Origin of the sequence: Dongia mobilis, assembly GCF_004363235.1 — a bacterium.
Classification (GTDB): Bacteria; Pseudomonadota; Alphaproteobacteria; order Dongiales; family Dongiaceae; genus Dongia; species Dongia mobilis.
In genome coordinates this window covers 248,973-264,903 of the sequence record NZ_SNYW01000006.1, presented here as the reverse complement: position 1 = coordinate 264,903, position 15,931 = coordinate 248,973, and the positions used below count along the sequence as shown (strand labels likewise).

The 15,931-nt window shown below is 66.2% G+C and carries 15 protein-coding genes; 6 read left to right on the top strand and 9 right to left on the bottom strand.

Going from position 1 to position 15,931, the window contains the following annotated elements; genetic code table 11:
• The first annotated feature begins 28 nt into the window (after positions 1-28).
• From A8950_RS02790 to A8950_RS02780, 3 genes are all read left to right on the top strand, one after another.
• Positions 29-1,624, top strand: coding sequence for a gamma-glutamyltransferase family protein (locus A8950_RS02790; RefSeq protein ID WP_133612088.1), 1,596 nt, complete (start codon positions 29-31; stop codon positions 1,622-1,624).
• Positions 1,625-1,956: 332 nt separating this feature from the next.
• A complete protein-coding gene (locus A8950_RS02785; protein ID WP_133612087.1) occupies positions 1,957-2,523 on the top strand; it encodes a DUF882 domain-containing protein in 567 nt (188 codons plus the stop codon).
• Between the two features lie 113 nt (positions 2,524-2,636).
• Positions 2,637-3,416 carry a hypothetical protein gene (locus A8950_RS02780; protein WP_133612086.1) on the top strand — a complete coding sequence of 260 codons (780 nt, stop codon included), beginning with the start codon at positions 2,637-2,639 and terminating at the stop codon, positions 3,414-3,416.
• On the opposite strand, the gene A8950_RS02775 is transcribed toward A8950_RS02780, so the two are convergent.
• Positions 3,406-4,521: a hypothetical protein gene (locus A8950_RS02775; protein WP_133612085.1), complete on the bottom strand. Its 1,116-nt coding sequence runs from the start codon at positions 4,519-4,521 to the stop codon at positions 3,406-3,408. The two genes, A8950_RS02780 and A8950_RS02775, sit on opposite strands and share 11 nt — an antisense overlap.
• Positions 4,522-4,534: 13 nt before the next feature.
• The gene (locus A8950_RS02770) at positions 4,535-5,239 is read right to left on the bottom strand and encodes a carbonic anhydrase (protein ID WP_166644963.1); all 705 of its coding nucleotides are present in this window, start codon (positions 5,237-5,239) and stop codon (positions 4,535-4,537) included.
• Between the two features lie 215 nt (positions 5,240-5,454).
• Between A8950_RS02770 and A8950_RS02765 the strand changes: the two genes are divergently transcribed.
• A complete protein-coding gene (locus A8950_RS02765) occupies positions 5,455-7,443 on the top strand; it encodes an ATP-binding protein (RefSeq protein WP_133612083.1) in 1,989 nt (662 codons plus the stop codon).
• 54 nt (positions 7,444-7,497) lie between these two features.
• Here the strand turns inward: A8950_RS02765 and A8950_RS02760 are convergent, their stop codons facing one another.
• From A8950_RS02760 to A8950_RS02730, 7 genes are all read right to left on the bottom strand, one after another.
• Complete coding sequence (locus tag A8950_RS02760) at positions 7,498-8,580, bottom strand: BMP family ABC transporter substrate-binding protein (protein ID WP_133612082.1); 1,083 nt, start codon at positions 8,578-8,580, stop codon at positions 7,498-7,500.
• Positions 8,581-8,617: 37 nt separating this feature from the next.
• The gene (locus tag A8950_RS02755) at positions 8,618-9,544 is read right to left on the bottom strand and encodes an ABC transporter permease (protein ID WP_133612081.1); all 927 of its coding nucleotides are present in this window, start codon (positions 9,542-9,544) and stop codon (positions 8,618-8,620) included.
• The gene (locus A8950_RS02750) at positions 9,544-10,614 is read right to left on the bottom strand and encodes an ABC transporter permease (RefSeq protein ID WP_133612080.1); all 1,071 of its coding nucleotides are present in this window, start codon (positions 10,612-10,614) and stop codon (positions 9,544-9,546) included. The genes A8950_RS02755 and A8950_RS02750 overlap by 1 nt, the downstream gene beginning before the upstream one ends.
• On the bottom strand, positions 10,604-12,187 hold the full coding sequence (locus A8950_RS02745; protein WP_407644221.1) for an ABC transporter ATP-binding protein: 1,584 nt from the start codon (positions 12,185-12,187) through the stop codon (positions 10,604-10,606). The genes A8950_RS02750 and A8950_RS02745 overlap by 11 nt, the downstream gene beginning before the upstream one ends.
• A gap of 168 nt (positions 12,188-12,355) precedes the next feature.
• The gene (locus A8950_RS02740; RefSeq protein ID WP_133612079.1) at positions 12,356-12,607 is read right to left on the bottom strand and encodes a DUF6111 family protein; all 252 of its coding nucleotides are present in this window, start codon (positions 12,605-12,607) and stop codon (positions 12,356-12,358) included.
• 14 nt (positions 12,608-12,621) lie between these two features.
• Positions 12,622-13,302: a CoA pyrophosphatase gene (locus A8950_RS02735; protein WP_166644962.1), complete on the bottom strand. Its 681-nt coding sequence runs from the start codon at positions 13,300-13,302 to the stop codon at positions 12,622-12,624.
• A 1-nt stretch (position 13,303) separates the two neighbouring features.
• Entirely contained in the window at positions 13,304-13,825 is a 522-nt protein-coding gene (locus A8950_RS02730; RefSeq protein ID WP_133612078.1) for a DUF1285 domain-containing protein, read from the bottom strand.
• 112 nt (positions 13,826-13,937) lie between these two features.
• Here A8950_RS02730 and A8950_RS02725 point away from each other — a divergent pair, with 112 nt between their 5' ends.
• Both A8950_RS02725 and A8950_RS02720 read left to right on the top strand, forming a co-directional pair.
• Positions 13,938-14,981 (top strand): AAA family ATPase, encoded by a 1,044-nt coding sequence (locus A8950_RS02725; protein WP_133612661.1) that lies wholly within the window; start codon positions 13,938-13,940, stop codon positions 14,979-14,981.
• Between the two features lie 10 nt (positions 14,982-14,991).
• Positions 14,992-15,924 (top strand): DUF58 domain-containing protein, encoded by a 933-nt coding sequence (locus tag A8950_RS02720; protein ID WP_243735507.1) that lies wholly within the window; start codon positions 14,992-14,994, stop codon positions 15,922-15,924.
• Positions 15,925-15,931: the final 7 nt, after the last annotated feature.

Here is a 15,931-nt window from a genome sequence, read left to right as displayed (position 1 = left end):
GATAGCCAGCCAAGGAATTCCAGCCATCATGCGTGACCTTCATCTGGCCGGCCGCTCGCCCATCTATGCGAGCGACGGCGCCGCCGCGACATCGCATCCGCTCGCCAGCCAGGCGGCAATCGAATGCCTGAAGGCCGGCGGCACGGCCATTGATGCCGCCATCACGGCCTCGGCCGTGCTGGCCGTGGTCGAGCCCGCGATGACCGGCATCGGCGGCGATTGCTTCGTCCTGATGTCGAAGGGCGGCAGTGCCGAGATCATCGCCTATAACGGCAACGGTGCCGCCGCGATGAAAGCGGAAGCGGGCTGGTTCAAGGAACGCGGGATCACGGCGATCGCGCCGGATTCCGTCCATGCGATTACGGTGCCCGGCGCCATCGAAGCATGGTGCCGCCTGGCCCAGGATCACGGGCGCTTCGGCATCGACCAGTTGCTGCGGCCGGCCATCCATTATGCCGAGCATGGCTTCCCGGTGGCACCGCGCGTGGCCCATGACTGGGAACAGGATGCGGAGAAGCTGGCGCGCAATCCCGCTGCCGCCGCATCCTACCTCGTCGCCGGCAAGGCGCCGCGGATCGGCGATGTGGTGCGCCTGCCGTTGCTCGCCAGGACGCTGACGGAGATCGCGGCCAAGGGTGCGGCCGGCTTCTATCAAGGCTGGGTCGCCGAGGACATCGCCACCGCCATACAGGCACTGGGCGGGCTCGTCGACACCGCCGATCTTGCCCGCCACCGGGGCGACTATGTGACGCCGATTTCGACCAGCTATGGCGGCATCCGCTTGTGGGAATGCCCGCCGCCCGGCCAGGGCCTGACGGCGCTGCTGATGCTCAACATCCTGAAGGCCGCGGGCCCGGAGAAATCAGGCGCCGACCCGCTCGGGCCCGACCGTTTCCACCTCCAGCTCGAGGCGGCGAAGCTCGCCTATCGCGAGCGCAATGCCCATATCGCCGACCCGGCCTTTGCGCGGGTGCCGGTCGCCGGCCTGCTCTCGGACAGCCATGCCGCGGCCCTTGCCGGACTCATCCGCATGGACCGGTCCCTCGACCTTGGCGCCGTCGGCAGTTTCCCAAAACACCCGGACACGATCTATCTCACCGTGGTGGACCGCGACCGCAACGCGGTCTCGTTCATCAACTCGATCTATTACGGTTTCGGCAGCGGCATCATGGCACCCAAATCCGGCGTGCTGCTGCAGAATCGCGGGGCCTGCTTCCAGCTCGACCCTGCGCATCCCAATTGCATCGGCCCCGGCAAGCGCTCGATGCATACCATCATTCCGGCGATGGTGACCGAAGGCGATCGCGCGATCATGCCGTTCGGCGTCATGGGCGGCGACTACCAGCCGGTCGGGCAGGTCCATGCCCTCACCGCGATGCTGGAATGCGGCCTCGACCCGCAGGAGGCGATGGATCTTCCCCGCGCCTTCTATGAGGACGGCGTCATCTCGGTCGAACGCGGCATCCCGCAGAAAACGATCGAGGCGTTGCGCGCCCGCGGCCACCGGGTGGAACCAGCCGGCGACCCCCTGGGCGGCGGCCAGGCAATCCGGATCGATTGGCAGCGCGGGGTGCTGATTGCAGGGTCCGACCCGCGCAAGGATGGCTGCGCCCTCGGTTACTGATCTTAAAAATTCCCTAATTTCCGTGCGAATCCAGGGGGTTGCTTAACAATCCTCAAAAATTTCGCTTTGCATTTGCGGTAACCCTGTGGCAACTTTGCTGCAGGGCTGCCCAAGTGGCGGCAGCCAAACAGGGGTTTCGTCAACCGATTGATCTTGAATCCCGGCCGGAGACCGGGGGTTTCTATTGGCGTGGAGATGGGGATGACCCGCGCCAGTCTTGCCTAGCAACGCAAGCCGATCGGCCGCCGGATTTTCCGCGGGCGGGCGAGAGGCAAAGCAAAACGATCGGCCGCCGGGTGAGTTCCCGGGCGCCTAGGGAGATTGGAAGAATAATGTCTCGACGTCTTGAAACGAATTTGCCGAGCCGCCGCGCCTTTCTGGGCCTGGGCCTTGTCGGCGCTGCCGCCCTTACCTTCATGCCCCGGGCCGTCATGGCCTCAGCCGGTGGGATCAACACCAGGGCCCTCGGTTTCTTCAACACCCACACCACCGAAATTCTGAAGGCGACCTACTGGCGCGACGGCACCTATGACAAGGGCGCCATCCGCGACATCAACCAGATCCTGCGCGACCATCGCACCGGCGAGGTACACCCGATGGACCTGCCGTTGCTTGATCTTCTGGTCGACCTGCATCGCAAGCTCGAAAGCGGCAAGCCTTTCGAGATCATCTCCGGCTATCGCAGTCCGAAAAGCAATGCGACGCTAGCCGCGGCCAGCGGCGGTGTTGCAAAGAAGAGCCTGCACATGCAGGGCAAGGCGATCGACATCCGACTGCGCGACGTCAAGCTGAAGACGCTGCGCGCCGAGGCGATCGCCCTGCAGCGGGGCGGCGTCGGTTTTTATCCGAAATCGGAATTCGTGCATGTTGATACCGGCCGCGTCCGCCAATGGGGCTGATGACTCACCGGGATTGACGGCGGGGTGAATCGCCCCCCTATTTCACTCGACAGAATGCGGCCCGCGGCGGATCATCGTCGCGGGCCTTTTGCTTTCGGTGCGGAGATGGCGGCATGACGGACGAGATCGAGGATCTCCGGGCGCGGGTCGCAGCGGCGCGCGAGCGATTGAGCAGTGACGCCGCCTTTGCGCGCAAGGTCGAATTGCGCCTCGATGATCTGGTCCGGATCGTCGAGGGGTCGCTGGCGCGCCAAGGCGCCGAACTGACCCGGGCCGAGGCGCGCATCGCCGAACTTGGCGCCGATCTCGAACGCGCGCTGGCCCGGGCGGAACAGGCGGTCGGCGAAGCTGCCCGCGCCGAGCGCCTCGCCCGCGAGAATGGCGAACTCAAGCAGATGGTGATGACCCTCCTCGAGGTGATCGAGGGGCGACAGAAATCGCCGCTCGGCGCCGTGATGCAGAAGCTGGAAGAAGACGTGGCCGGACTTGTCGCAGCCACCGCCGCGCCGCATTCCGCCGTGGCGGCGGAGGCCGCGGACATGGCAGAGGCAGCGGCTGAAACGGCCATGCCGACTGCCGCGGTCGAGATGGCCGACGCGCTGGTAGAGGATTTCGAGGCGACGGAAATCGAGTTGTTGCCGGAATCAGAAGCGGAACCGATGGTGCCGGATTCCGCAGACCGTGCTGATACCACCGGCGATGCGGCGGAAATTCCACCCGGGGACGTGGGTGGGAATGTGGCCGAAGATGTAGCCGGAAATGCGGGCGGCAACGACATGGAGGATCTCAGCGAGATCGCCCTTTACGATGCCACGGCCGAAGTGCCTGAGCCTGAGCCTGAGCCTGAACCTGAGCCGGCCGGCAGCGCGCGGGAACCGGGGACTAGCGGCTGACCGCGCAATAGGCGCCCTTGGCCTGCAGTGCCTGGCAGGCCCTGCCGAGATCGGCGCTGTCCTTTGCCGTCGCATAGAGGCGCACCATTTCCCCCTTGCCCGGAACATCAACCGTCACATAGAGCGGCGACAGCGGATCGAGCGCATCAAAATCGCCCAGCAGGATCTTCCAGCCGCGCTTGGCGGCGCTCAGCCCCTTGTAGCTCGCAAGATGAATGGCGCTGCCGGCCGCCGGCAGGCTGCTGCCGGCAATTGCAGTTGCCGGCGAGGCCGCCGCCGGCGTGGCGCCGGTTTCCGGAACCGGCTCGGGCAGAGCAGGGGTAAGCGCCAGCGGCGCGGCCGGAGCCAGGCGAACTGCAGCGTCGGCCTCTGGCGCGACTGGCTGCTTTTCCGCGACCGGGGCTGGCATCGTCGGAACTGGTATCTGAGGGGCTCCTGGCGGCGGTGCCGGCGCTGTCGGGGTGGAAGCGGGCAGCACCGTTGCCGTTCCGCTCTCGATGGCCAGCGCTGCCGGCAAGGTGGCGGCACGCAACAGCACATGTTCCGCCCGCTCCAGCAGGTATTGGGCCTCGGGGCGCTCGGCGACGAGGGCAAAGGGCGCTTCTGCCGCTGCCGCCTGATAGCTCGCATCCAGGACTGCGCCCGGCAGCAGCAGGTAGGAAGCGAACGGCCGCCCCCTGCATTCGATGCCGAGGCGCTCCAGACCGGCCAGCGAGACCGGCCCAAGCCGCAGATTGGCGGTGCCGCGGGCGATCTGCATCTGCGGCGCCAGACAGCGTTGCCCGTTAACGTCGCTGGCTTCCGCCGCGCCGATCACCAGGGTCGTGCCGAGATGCGGATCGGCAATGCTGGCTTGGCGCGCCAGCACCGGAAAGACCGCGCTGACAAACCAGCGGCCGGCGAATTCCGGCGGGATCGCTGCAGACTCCGCCGCCGTAGCGACCGCGCTATCCGACGCCGAACTTGCTGTCGCCGGCGGCTCCGGATCGGGGGGCGTGAGATCGGCTATACCGCCGCTCTCAGTCCGCTTCTGGCAGCCCGCCAGCGCCAGTCCGGCGGCAAGGCAGACAAGTGCAAGGGATGTGGCGGAGAATGAAGTGGTCATCGTCACCTCCCAATCAGAAGAGATCGAGACCGACCGGGCGGCCATGGCTCGGCTGCAGCGGTCGCGCATTCATCGGAAAGGCTCGCGCCAGCGCCGTGATCTGCCCGGGGGCAGCCTCAATCGGGTCGCGAAACACGATCCACTGCACGATCTCGCTGCAGGGCGGCGTGGTGAGCGACCCCTCATAGCTGAAATGTGCCCTGCCAGCCGGCATGAACTGGCCGAGTTCCATCGGCGGCAATGACAGTGCCCCGCCAGAATGCGGCATAGCCTTGAGCAGAGCGGCGATCCCGCCATTTTCGCGGCCCGGCCGCAACATGATGCCGAGAACCACCAGCCTGCCATCGGCAGCGCGGTGCACGATATGCATCTCCATCGGCCAGCGCTTGCCGGCCAGGGCGTGTTCGCTCGGATGGTGGAAATGGAACTGGACGAAATTGTAGCGATCGTTTCCGAGCACCAGGGTGCCGCCGGCGGATCCGGCCCGCGGCATCACTTCCAGGGTATGGCCGCGATGGTGGAGTTCGCCGTCGAAGGGGGTGTAATCCAGGGCCAGTGCGGCACCGCGCGCTGGCAGAGCGCCGCCAAGGTCGATCGGCGATTGCCGCTCGCCGCGACAAGTTGCCGCGGTCGCCGGAACGCCGGAATGATCCTCAGCCAGGGCGGCACGCCCGGGAAGATCGTAAAACCCGACCAGGACAGCCGCAAAGATTGCCATGGCAGCGGCCGACGACTGCAAGACCCCGCCCCGAGGAAACGTTCGGCCCGGCATGGCGCCCCCCTTGTTCTCCCGGTAGCCTAGCCAAGGCTTTCGATTCGGCCCAAGGTCGGATTGCGCCATTGCCGGCGCGCCGCGCGACTATCCCCGCGGAAATCAGCCATAATCTTGCGTCATACACACTCTGTTAACCGCATCTGGGCCAAGCTGCCGCCATGCAGCAGCGCTGGAAAGGAATTGGCCTGAAGGCCCGCGTGGTGATGGCTCTCGCGGTCGCCATTCTTGCGATTCAGGCAATCTATGTCCTGATCGAGGAACGGCGCTTCGAGGGGCAATTGTCCCGCGACTTCCAGGCGACGGCGGATAACCTTGCCCTGCTCTATGCCGGTGCTGTCGCCAATTCCGTCTGGGAATACGACCGCGACGCGGCCGAGGCGCAGCTTCAGGCGATGCGCGTCATCAACGGCTTTGCCGAGGCGACGATCCGCGAGACCGACGGGCAAATGTTCGTGACGGTGAGCGCCGCGCCCGAAGACGGCGAGGACCCGGGACGTCTCACCAGCAGCGCCGACATCCTGATCGACGGCCGTGCCATCGGCGAGATTACGGTGGCTCTGTCGCTGACCCCCTTGGCAGCGGCGCAGGCGCAGCACCTGCGCACCCTGATTACGACCAATGGCGCCATCGCCGCGGCGCTGCTCGGCCTCACCCTGCTGGCGCTCCACCTGGCGACCAGGCCGCTCGATCGCATGACGTTGCTGATGCAGCGTTTCTCCACGGGCGAGTTGGACAGCAACGTGCCCTATACCGAGCGCAGCGACGAGATCGGCCGCATGGCGCGGGCGCTCGAGGTTTTCCGCGACAACGCGGTCGAGCGCCGCATTGCCGAGGAGAACCTGCAGCGCCGCAGCCGGGAACTTGCCGAGGCCAATGAACTTCTGCTGCGCGCACGCGACGCCGCCGACAAGGCCAATCGCACCAAGTCCGACTTCCTCGCTTCGATGAGCCACGAGATCCGGACGCCGATGAACGGCGTCATCGGCATGGTGCACCTGCTCAAGAACTCGCCGCTGACGCCGGATCAGCACGACAAGCTCAGCACGCTGGAAAGCTCCGCCAAGGGACTGCTGTCGCTGCTCGACGACATTCTCGACATCTCCAAGATCGAGGCCGGTCGCCTCGACCTCAATCTGGCGCCGTTCTCGATGCACGATCTCATCGCCGACCTAGTCGCCCTGTGGCGGCCCTCCGCCCTCTCTAAGAAGCTAAGCCTGGATTTCGAGATCGACCGGCAGGTGCCGCCGGTCCTGATCGGCGATTCCTCGCGCATCGGCCAGGTACTGGCCAATTTCCTCGGCAATGCCGTGAAGTTCACCCATCAGGGCGGGATCCGGCTGAAGGTCGCGGCGACACCGCTTGCGGGTGGCCGCCACGCGGTGACTTTTGCGGTGCTGGATTCCGGCATCGGCATCGCCCCGGAGGTGCAGCCGCGCCTGTTCCAGAAATTCTCCCAGGCCGATGCCTCGATGACGCGCCGCTATGGCGGCACCGGGCTGGGCCTCGCCATCTGCCGCGAGCTGACGCAATTGATGGGCGGCGAGGTCGGCGTGCAATCTGAACCCGGCAAGGGGTCGACCTTCTGGATGCGGCTTGAGCTTCAGGTGGCCGACGAGCTGGTGGCAAGCCGCGACGAACTCGACATGGCTGATCGCAGCCTGTTGCGGCAGGTCGGCACGCGCAAGCTCTCCCTCCTTGTCGCAGAGGACAACGTGATCAACCAGAAGGTCATCTGCGCCCTGCTGGAGGCGGCCGGTCACACTACCGCGCTGGCGGCCGACGGCAACGAGGCGGTGGCGGCCGTCCAGCACAGCCGCTTCGACGCCGTGCTGATGGACGTGCAGATGCCGAAAATGGACGGCATCATGGCGACGCGCCAGATCCGCAGCCTGGGCGGCACCTATGCTGACCTGCCGATCATCGCGCTCACGGCCAATGCTATGACCGGCGATCGCGAGCGCTATCTAGCCGCCGGCATGAACGACTATGTCTCGAAGCCGATCGAACCGGAGAAGCTTTCGCTGGCGCTCAGGCGATGCTGCGGCGGCGATGTGGCCACACTCCCGGGCAGCTCGGCGCCGCAGGGTCGCACCGACGCCAGTGCCGAGCAGCAATCGGCTCTTGCCGATCTCCTCACCCGCATATAGGCAACACCCGGCCGCGTCGCCGCGACCGGGTGCCAGGCCGTGGGATTTTCCGGACTATTTCGGCAGGTCGCCCTCGACCCCTTGCGCCAGCCAGTCCATGCCGGCAATGGCTCCATCGTCGAGAACTTCGCCTGCTGCCACCTTGGCGCTGCCGTCCTGGGCGTTGATCGGTCCCTTGAAGATGGTGAGCTTGCCGTCGCGGATATCGGCCTCGGTCGCCATCGCCATCTGCTTCACATCATCCGGCATGTTGGCATAGGGCGCCATGTGCAGCATGCCGCTCTTGAGCCCGCCCCAGACGTCGTGGCTTGCCCAGCTCCCTTCCATCGCCGCCTTGGTACGCTCGGTGTAATAGTCGTCCCAGAAATCGACCGCCGAGGTGAGCTGCGCGTCGGGCGCGAACTTGATCATGTCGGAAGCCTGGCCGAAGCCCTTGAGGCCGCGTTCCTGCGCCACCTGCAGGGGTGCTGGCGAATCCGTGTGCTGGGCGATGATGTCGGCGCCCTGGTCGAGCAGCGCCTTGGCGGCATCGGCTTCCTTGCCGGGGTCGTACCAGGAATTGATGAAGACCTGCTTGATGCGGCCCTGCGGGTTGACCGAGCGCATGCCGAGGATGAAGGCGTTCATGCCCATGATGACTTCGGGGATCGGAATCGAGCCGATATAGCCGACCACACCCGAAGTCGACATCTTGCCGGCAATGACGCCCTGGATGTAGCGCGCCTCGTAGAAGCGGATGTTGTAGGTGGAGACGTTGTCAGCGCGCTTGTACCCGGTGGCGTGCTCGAACTTCACCTCGGGGTAGTCGCGCGCCACCTTCAGGGTCGGATCCATGAAGCCGAACGAGGTGGTGAAGATGATGCCGTGGCCGGTCTCCGCCAGTTCGCGGATGACGCGCTCGGCATCGGCACCCTCCGGAACCTTCTCGACATAGGTGGAGGTAATACCCAGCGCCTTGTCGGCGGCGAGGCGCCCCTGGTCGTGCTGGTAGGACCAGCCGTGATCGCCGATCGGGCCGACATAGACATAGCCCGCCTTGAAATCGGCCGCCCGCGCCTGGTGGCCGAAGGCCGGCAGCGCGCCGGCGGCAAGGCCGGCGCCCAGCGCCTTGGTAAAGGTTCGACGTTTGATCAGCATCTCTGGCCTCCTATGGCTTTTCTGATGGTCGATGGGTTCAACCGGCGGCATGGAACGGACGTCCGAGACAGGCCGGGGCATTCAATCGGATCCGGGTGGCGTCGCTGGAAATCGCGCACAGCACCAGGATGGTAGCGAGGTAGGGCAGCATCGAGACGAATTGCGGCGGGATGCCGAGGCCCATGGTCTGGACATGGAATTGCAGGATGGTGATGCCGCCGAAGAGATAGGCGCCCAGGAGCAGCCGCCCCGGGCGCCAGGTGGCGAAGACGACCAGGGCGAGCGCGATCCAGCCGCGCCCGGCAGACATGTCCTCGGCCCACATCGGCGTATAGGAAAGCGAGAGATAGGCACCGGCCAGCCCGCTCATGGCACCGCCGAACAGGCAGGCGAGATAGCGGATGCGAATGACCGGATAGCCGATGGCATGTGCGGCATCATGCGAATCGCCGATAGCCCGCAGCACCAGCCCGCCATGGCTGCGATAGAGAAACCAGGAAGCGCCGATCACTGCGGCAATGGAAAAATAGACCAGGAAATCCTGGCCGAAGACGAGCGGCCCGATCACCGGAATCGCGGAGAGTAACGGCAGGTCGAGGCCCGGCAGCTTGGGCACCGGATGGCCGACGAAGCCGGCCCCCATCATCGCGGCAAGGCCGATGCCGAAGATGGTGAGGGCAAGACCGGTGGCGACCTGGTTGGCCTGCAGGGTCAGGGTCAGGAAGGCAAAGACCAGCGCCATCGCCATGCCGCCAAGGGCCGCGGCGAGAATGCCGAGGCTGGCACTGCCGCTTGAATAGGTGACGGCGAAACCGGCGATGGCGCCGACCAGCATCATCCCCTCGACGCCGAGATTGAGGACACCGGATCTTTCCACCACCAATTCGCCGATCCCGGCGAGGAGCAGCGGCGTCGAGGCGGCGATCACCGAGAGCAGGATGGAGACGAGGACGGCACTTTCCATCACGCCGCCCTCCCGGTCGCGATCTTCACCCGGTAGCGGATGAAGAGGTCGCAGGCCAACAGATAGAACAGCAGGATGCCCTGGTTGATCTTGACCACGGCCGCAGGCAGGCCGAGGGCGATCTGCGCCTTCTCGCCGCCGAGATAGGAGAGCGCCAGCACGAGGCCACCAAACAGGATACCAATCGGATGCAGCCGCCCCAGGAAGGCGACGATGATCGCGGTGAAGCCATAACCGGTGGGAAGCGCCGGCGTCAGCTGTCCGATCGGCCCCGCCACCTCGAACATGCCGGCAAGACCTGCAAGGCCGCCGCCCACCAGCAGCGAAAGCCAGGTCAGTCCGCGGGTGGAAAAGCCGGCGAAGGCGGCGGCACGCGGCGCCTGGCCCAGTACCTTCAACTGGAATCCCAGCATGGATTTCTGCAGCAGGAACCAGCCGAGGATGACGATGCCGAGGCTGGCGAACACGCCCACATGGATGCGGGTTCCGGAAATGAGGCGCGGCGAATTGGCGGCGTCCGAGAACATGCGCGATTGCGGGAAGCCGTAGCCGTCCGGATCCTTCCACGGCCCCGCCACCAGATAGAGCAGGATCAGCGAGGCGACATAGGTCAGCATCAGGCTGGTCAGGATCTCGTTGGCGTTGAAGCGCAGCTTGAGGAAGGCGGGGATGGCGCCCCAGAGCGCACCGCCCAGAATGCCGGCCGGGATCATGGCGAGCCAGACCGGCCAGTTCTGCACCTCGTAGAAATAGAGCGCCACCCCGGTCGCGAAGATGGCGCCCATGATGAACTGCCCTTCGGCGCCGATATTCCAGACATTGGCGCGGAAACCCAACGCCAGGCCGATCGCGATCATGACAAGGGGCGCGGCCTTGACGAACAGCTCGGCAAAGCCGCGCTTGGTCAGCACGGGATCGATCCACATCACCTTCAGCGCGGCGAGCGGGTCCTTGCCGAGAAAGGCGAAGATGAAGGCGGAGGTGACGAGGGTAAGCACGATTGCGAGAACCGGCGACAGATAGGCCCAGGTCCTCGATCTTTCGCCGCGCGCAATGATCTCAAGATGCATGCGCGGCCTCCGCCCTTTCCGGCTGCGCGCCGCCCATCAGCAGGCCGATCTCGGCGACGCTGAGCTCGGCAACGGGTCGCGCCGGCGACAGGCGGCCATGCGCCATTACGGCGATCCGGTCGGCCAGCATCATCAATTCGTCGAGGTCCTGCGAAATGATGACGATGGCCGCGCCGGCATCGGCCAGATCCATCAGCGCCTGGTGGATCGCGGCGGCCGCCCCCGCATCGACTCCCCAGGTCGGCTGCGCCACCACCAGGATGCCAGGATCCTGCAGGATCTCGCGGCCGATGATGAACTTCTGCAAATTGCCACCGGAGAGCGAGCGCGCCTCGGCCCTGGGCCCGCTGGTGCGCACATCGAAATCCTCGACCACTTCCCCGGCGAAAAGCAGGGTGCGCAGCCGGTCAATGAACCCCATGCGCGAAAGGCGCCGCCGGCGATAGGCCGAAAGCAGGGCGTTCTCCGCCAGCGTCATGTCGCGCACGGCGCCATGGTCGTTGCGCTCTTCCGGCACGAAACAGGCACCCTGCCGGCGCCGGCCATCGGGGCCGATGCGTCCGACGGCGACGCCGTCGAGCGCGATCGCACCGGGCGCCAGGGCCAGGATTTCTCCGGAAAGGGCCGCCATCAACTCGCCCTGGCCGTTGCCGGCAATACCGCCGATACCGAGGATCTCGCCGGCCCGCACGGCAAAACTGATGTCGTGGAGATCGACACCGAATTGCTGGTTGCTGCGGAGCGACAGATCCTGCACGGCAAGGCGGACGGGTGCGGCGGCATCGGGCTTGCGCGCGTGGGCGGGGGCGGCGAGTTCGGCGCCGATCATCATCTCGGCCAGGTCGCGGGCGCTGGTAGCGCGGGGATCGCAGCTGGCGACGACGCGGCCCTGGCGCATGATGGTGGCGCGCTCGCACAGCGCCCGGATCTCCTCCAGCTTGTGGCTGATATAGAGGATGGCGCAACCCTCGGCGGCGAGGCGGCGCAGCGTCGCGAACAGGTTGTCCGCCTCCTGCGGCGTCAGCACCGAGGTGGGTTCGTCCATGATGAGGAGCTTCGGCTTCTGCAGCAGGCAACGCACGATCTCGATCCGCTGCCGCTCGCCGACCGAGAGGTCATGCACCACGCGGTCGGGATCGAGCGGCAGGCCATAGCTTTCCGAGATTGCGACGATGCGGGATCTGAGGTCCCGCCGTGCCGCCGCCGTATTGAGGCCGAGCGCGATGTTGTCGGCGACGGTCAGCGCCTCGAACAGCGAGAAATGCTGGAACACCATGCCGATGCCGAGATCGCGCGCGGCGGCCGGGCTGGATATGCGCCGCATCTCGCCGGCAATGGTGATTTCGCCAGCATCCGGTTGCAGCACGCCATAGACGATCTTGACCAGGGTCGATTTGCCGGCCCCGTTCTCGCCCAGCAGCGCATGGATTTCGCCGGCGCGGATGTCGAGATCGACCGCATCATTGGCGAGGCATCCGGGAAACGCCTTGGTGATGCCCTTGAGGCCGAGGAGCAGCGGGCGCGAATCGGCCATTGCCGGCCCCAGCGCCCCCGATCCCATCGCCTCGCCCATCCCTGTTCTCCACCATCCGCCCGCGGCCGTTGCCGCCGCTTGCCGGGCCGTCCATCCCCTGGCGAGGCGATTCTATAGGGGATCGGCCGCCGAAATGCACGATTCGCAATCGGTCAGGTTTTTTTGAGGGATTGGGCCGGATTGCCTGCCTTGCGGCACAAATGCCGGCTATTCGAAATGGCCCGGCACGACCTTGCCGTCGATCACCTGGGGCGGCACGTAGCGACCGCTGGTGGGTTCCGCATCGGCATACCAGGTGACGATGAGGGCCGCCATGGCAAGGAAGATGCCGGCGCCCCCCAGCCAGGTCCAGGGCACCTCGCGAAAGGGCAAGCCCTGACGCTGGCGGATGTTGAGATACAGCCAGTAGATCGCACTGGGCAGCAGCAGGGGAATGAAGATGGTGAGGAAGGCGCGCATGGTCGCAAATACCGTCAGGTCGTGGCCGGTGCCGGGGCGCCCAGCACTTCGGCGAGGTTGTTGAGCATGCCCGCGGTCGCTCCCCAGATGTAATAGTGGCGATAGGGATAGACGTAGAAATAGCGCTTGCGCCCCTGCCATTCCCGGCTCTCGGTGCGGCGGCTGGCGGGCTCCAGGAAAAAGGCAAGCGGCACCTCGAATATCTCGGCCACTTCGAACGAATCCGGCTGCAGCGCGAAGCCCGGCATGACCAGGCCCACCAGCGGCGTCACTTCGAAGCCGGTCCGCGTCACATAGGTGTCGAGCGTTCCGACCAGATCGATATAGCCGCGGCCGAGCCCGGTCTCCTCTTCCGTCTCGCGCAGGGCGGCGGCGGCGGCATCGGCATCGGCCATGTCGATGCGCCCACCGGGGAAACTGATTTGCCCGGCATGGTCGTGCAGATGGTCGGTGCGCCGGGTCAGCAGCACCGTCATGCCCTCTGGACGGTCGATCAGCGGCACCAGCACGGCAGCCGGCTTGAGTGTGCGCCCGTTCATCTCGGCACGCATCTCCGGGTTGAGATCATCGTCACCGCGCATTCCGAGGCCCGCCTGGCGCGGCAAGCCATCGCCCCCCGGCGCCATGCGGCGGCCGGGCACATGGTCGCGCAGGCGGTCGAGCACCAGCGCGCGGGAGATCGCCGCCTCAATCATCTCAATGCGCCCCCGCCGGTGCCGGTACACGGCCGAGGGCGAAATACTGGCCGGCGCTCCACAAACCAAGCTCGTCGGCGCCGTCCTGCGGCCGTGTCTCGGCCAGTTCGACCATGTCATAAAAGACCGGCCGCGCGATCAGCGCCTCCAACGCTCCCCGAACCCGGACATAGGGGCTGGGGGTACCGTTCGCGTCCTCCTTGAGAGTGATCGGATGCTCGGCATCCGCCGTAACCCAGTCATCGACATTGGTCCGGAAGATGAGGCGCCGGTCACGCCCCTCGCCTTCCACTTTCATTTCCACAGCAACGAAGGGGGCATCGTCCACAATGATGCGGCCACGCTCGACCGGGGTCACCAGCCAATAGGAGCCGTCATTTTCTCGCCGCAATACCGTGGAGAATAGCCGCACCAGCGGTTTCCGGCCGATGGGCGAGCCGCGATAGAACCAGGTGCCATCGCGGGCGATCCGGAAGTCGAAGTCACCGCAGGACGGCAGATTATTGAATTCGTCGTTGGACATGTCCCCGGCCCTGGCGCTACCCTTCGAGATTGCTACGTTTCTGAAATCTAAAGATAAGTATCACATAGATAAGCGATCCCCATCCGAGTGCAAGGAGGCCGATTTGGCAAGCATGGAAACCGCCCCCTATTCCGGCACCACGAGCCCGCAAACCCTGCCGCAGGGCCCGGCCGTCGCGGGCGGCGATTTGGGGGCCGAGATCGAGCACCTCGCCGAACGCCTGGCCCGGGTGCGGGAGAACATCGCCAGGGTCATTTTCGGCCAGGAGCAGACCATCGAGCAGTCGCTGGTCACCATCCTGGCAGGCGGCCATGTGCTGCTGATCGGCGTGCCGGGCCTCGCCAAGACGCGCCTGGTCGAATGCCTCGGCAAGGTGCTGGGGCTGGACGCCCGGCGCGTGCAATGTACCCCGGACCTGATGCCCGCCGACATCATCGGCTCGGAGGTGCTGGAAGAGGCCGAGGGGGGCAAGCGCAATTTCCGCTTCATCAAGGGACCGGTCTTCTGCCAGCTGCTGATGGCCGACGAGATCAACCGCGCCAGCCCGCGTACCCAATCGGCATTGCTGCAGGCGATGCAGGAGCACAAGGTCTCGGTCGCCGGCCATACCTATGACCTGCCGCTGCCCTTCCATGTGCTGGCAACGCAAAACCCGCTAGAGCAGGAGGGCACCTATCCCCTGCCTGAAGCGCAGCTTGACCGCTTCCTGCTGCAGATCGATGTCGACTATCCGACCCTTGAGGCCGAGCGGCAGATGCTGATTGTTACCACCGGGACCGATGACGCGCGCGCCGACACCGTCTTGAACGCCCAGGAATTGATGGCGGCGCAGCGACTGGTGCGGCGGGTGCCGATCGGCGACAAGGTGGTCGAAGCGATTCTGAGGCTGGTACGCGCCGGCAGGCCGGAAACCAGCGAGATCGAGGACGTGAAGCGCAGCCTCGCCTGGGGTCCGGGCCCGCGCGCCGGCCAGGCGCTGATGCTGGCGAGTCGTGCCCGCGCGCTGATGCAGGGCCGCTTCAGCCCGTCGATCGAGGATGTGGCCGCGCTGGCGCATCCGGTCCTGCGCCATCGCGTGGCCCTCAACTACGCCGCGCGCGCCGAAGGTGCGACGCTCGACGGCATCATCGACCGGCTGATCGGACAATTGGGCTGAGCGCCGCCGCGTGGCTCGATCGATCCTCAAGGAACTTACCCGGGAACGGGCGCCGCTGGCCCCGGAAGGGATCAAGGCGGCGGCGGCCGATACCGCCGCCCGGCTGCCGGCGCTGCTGCTCGCGGCGGAGCGCATCGCCGCCACCATCGAGCAGGGCGTCCATGGCCGCCGGCGTACCGGCCCAGGCGAGGTATTCTGGCAATACCGTTCCTATTCGCCCGGCGACGAGTTGCGGCGCCTCGACTGGCGCGCTTCGGCGAAAAGCGACCGGCTCTATCTCCGCCAGCTCGAATGGTCAGCTTCGCAGAGCGTCTATCTCTGGTGCGATCTCTCGCCGTCGATGGATTACGCCAGCCGCGGCGACCTGCCCGCCAAGGGCGAGCGGGCACTCGTCCTGACGCTGGCCCTGGCCGCGGTCCTGGTCAGGGCCGGGGAGCGCGTCGGCTTGCTGGGCCATGCCGAGCGGCCGCGGACCGGGCGCCATGCCGTCGAACAGCTGGCCGAGCGGCTTCTGCTGATGTCGCCTGCCGCCAGGCAGGAAAGCCTGCCGCCGCAAGGCGATATTCCGGCCCACGCCCATGCCGTGCTGGTCAGCGACTTCCTGACCCCGCTCGAGGACCTCAGCTCGGTGATCGGCCGGCTGGCCCATCGCGGCGTGCACGGCCATCTGCTGCAGGTGCTCGATCCGGCCGAAATGGCGATGCCTTTCAAGGGTCGTGTCCGCTTCCTCGGTGCCGAGAACGAAGGCGAGTTGCTAATGAGCCGCGCCGAACATGTGCGCGAACAATATGTGACGCGCCTTGCCCAGCACCAGGCCGGCATTCGCGACCTCGCGCGCCACGCGCGCTGGAGCGTCAGCGAGCACGTGACCGATGGCAGCGCCGCCGGCGCCCTGCTGCAGGTCTATCAGTGGCTGGCGGCGGACCGGAGGCTGCGCCGATGAAGGCGGG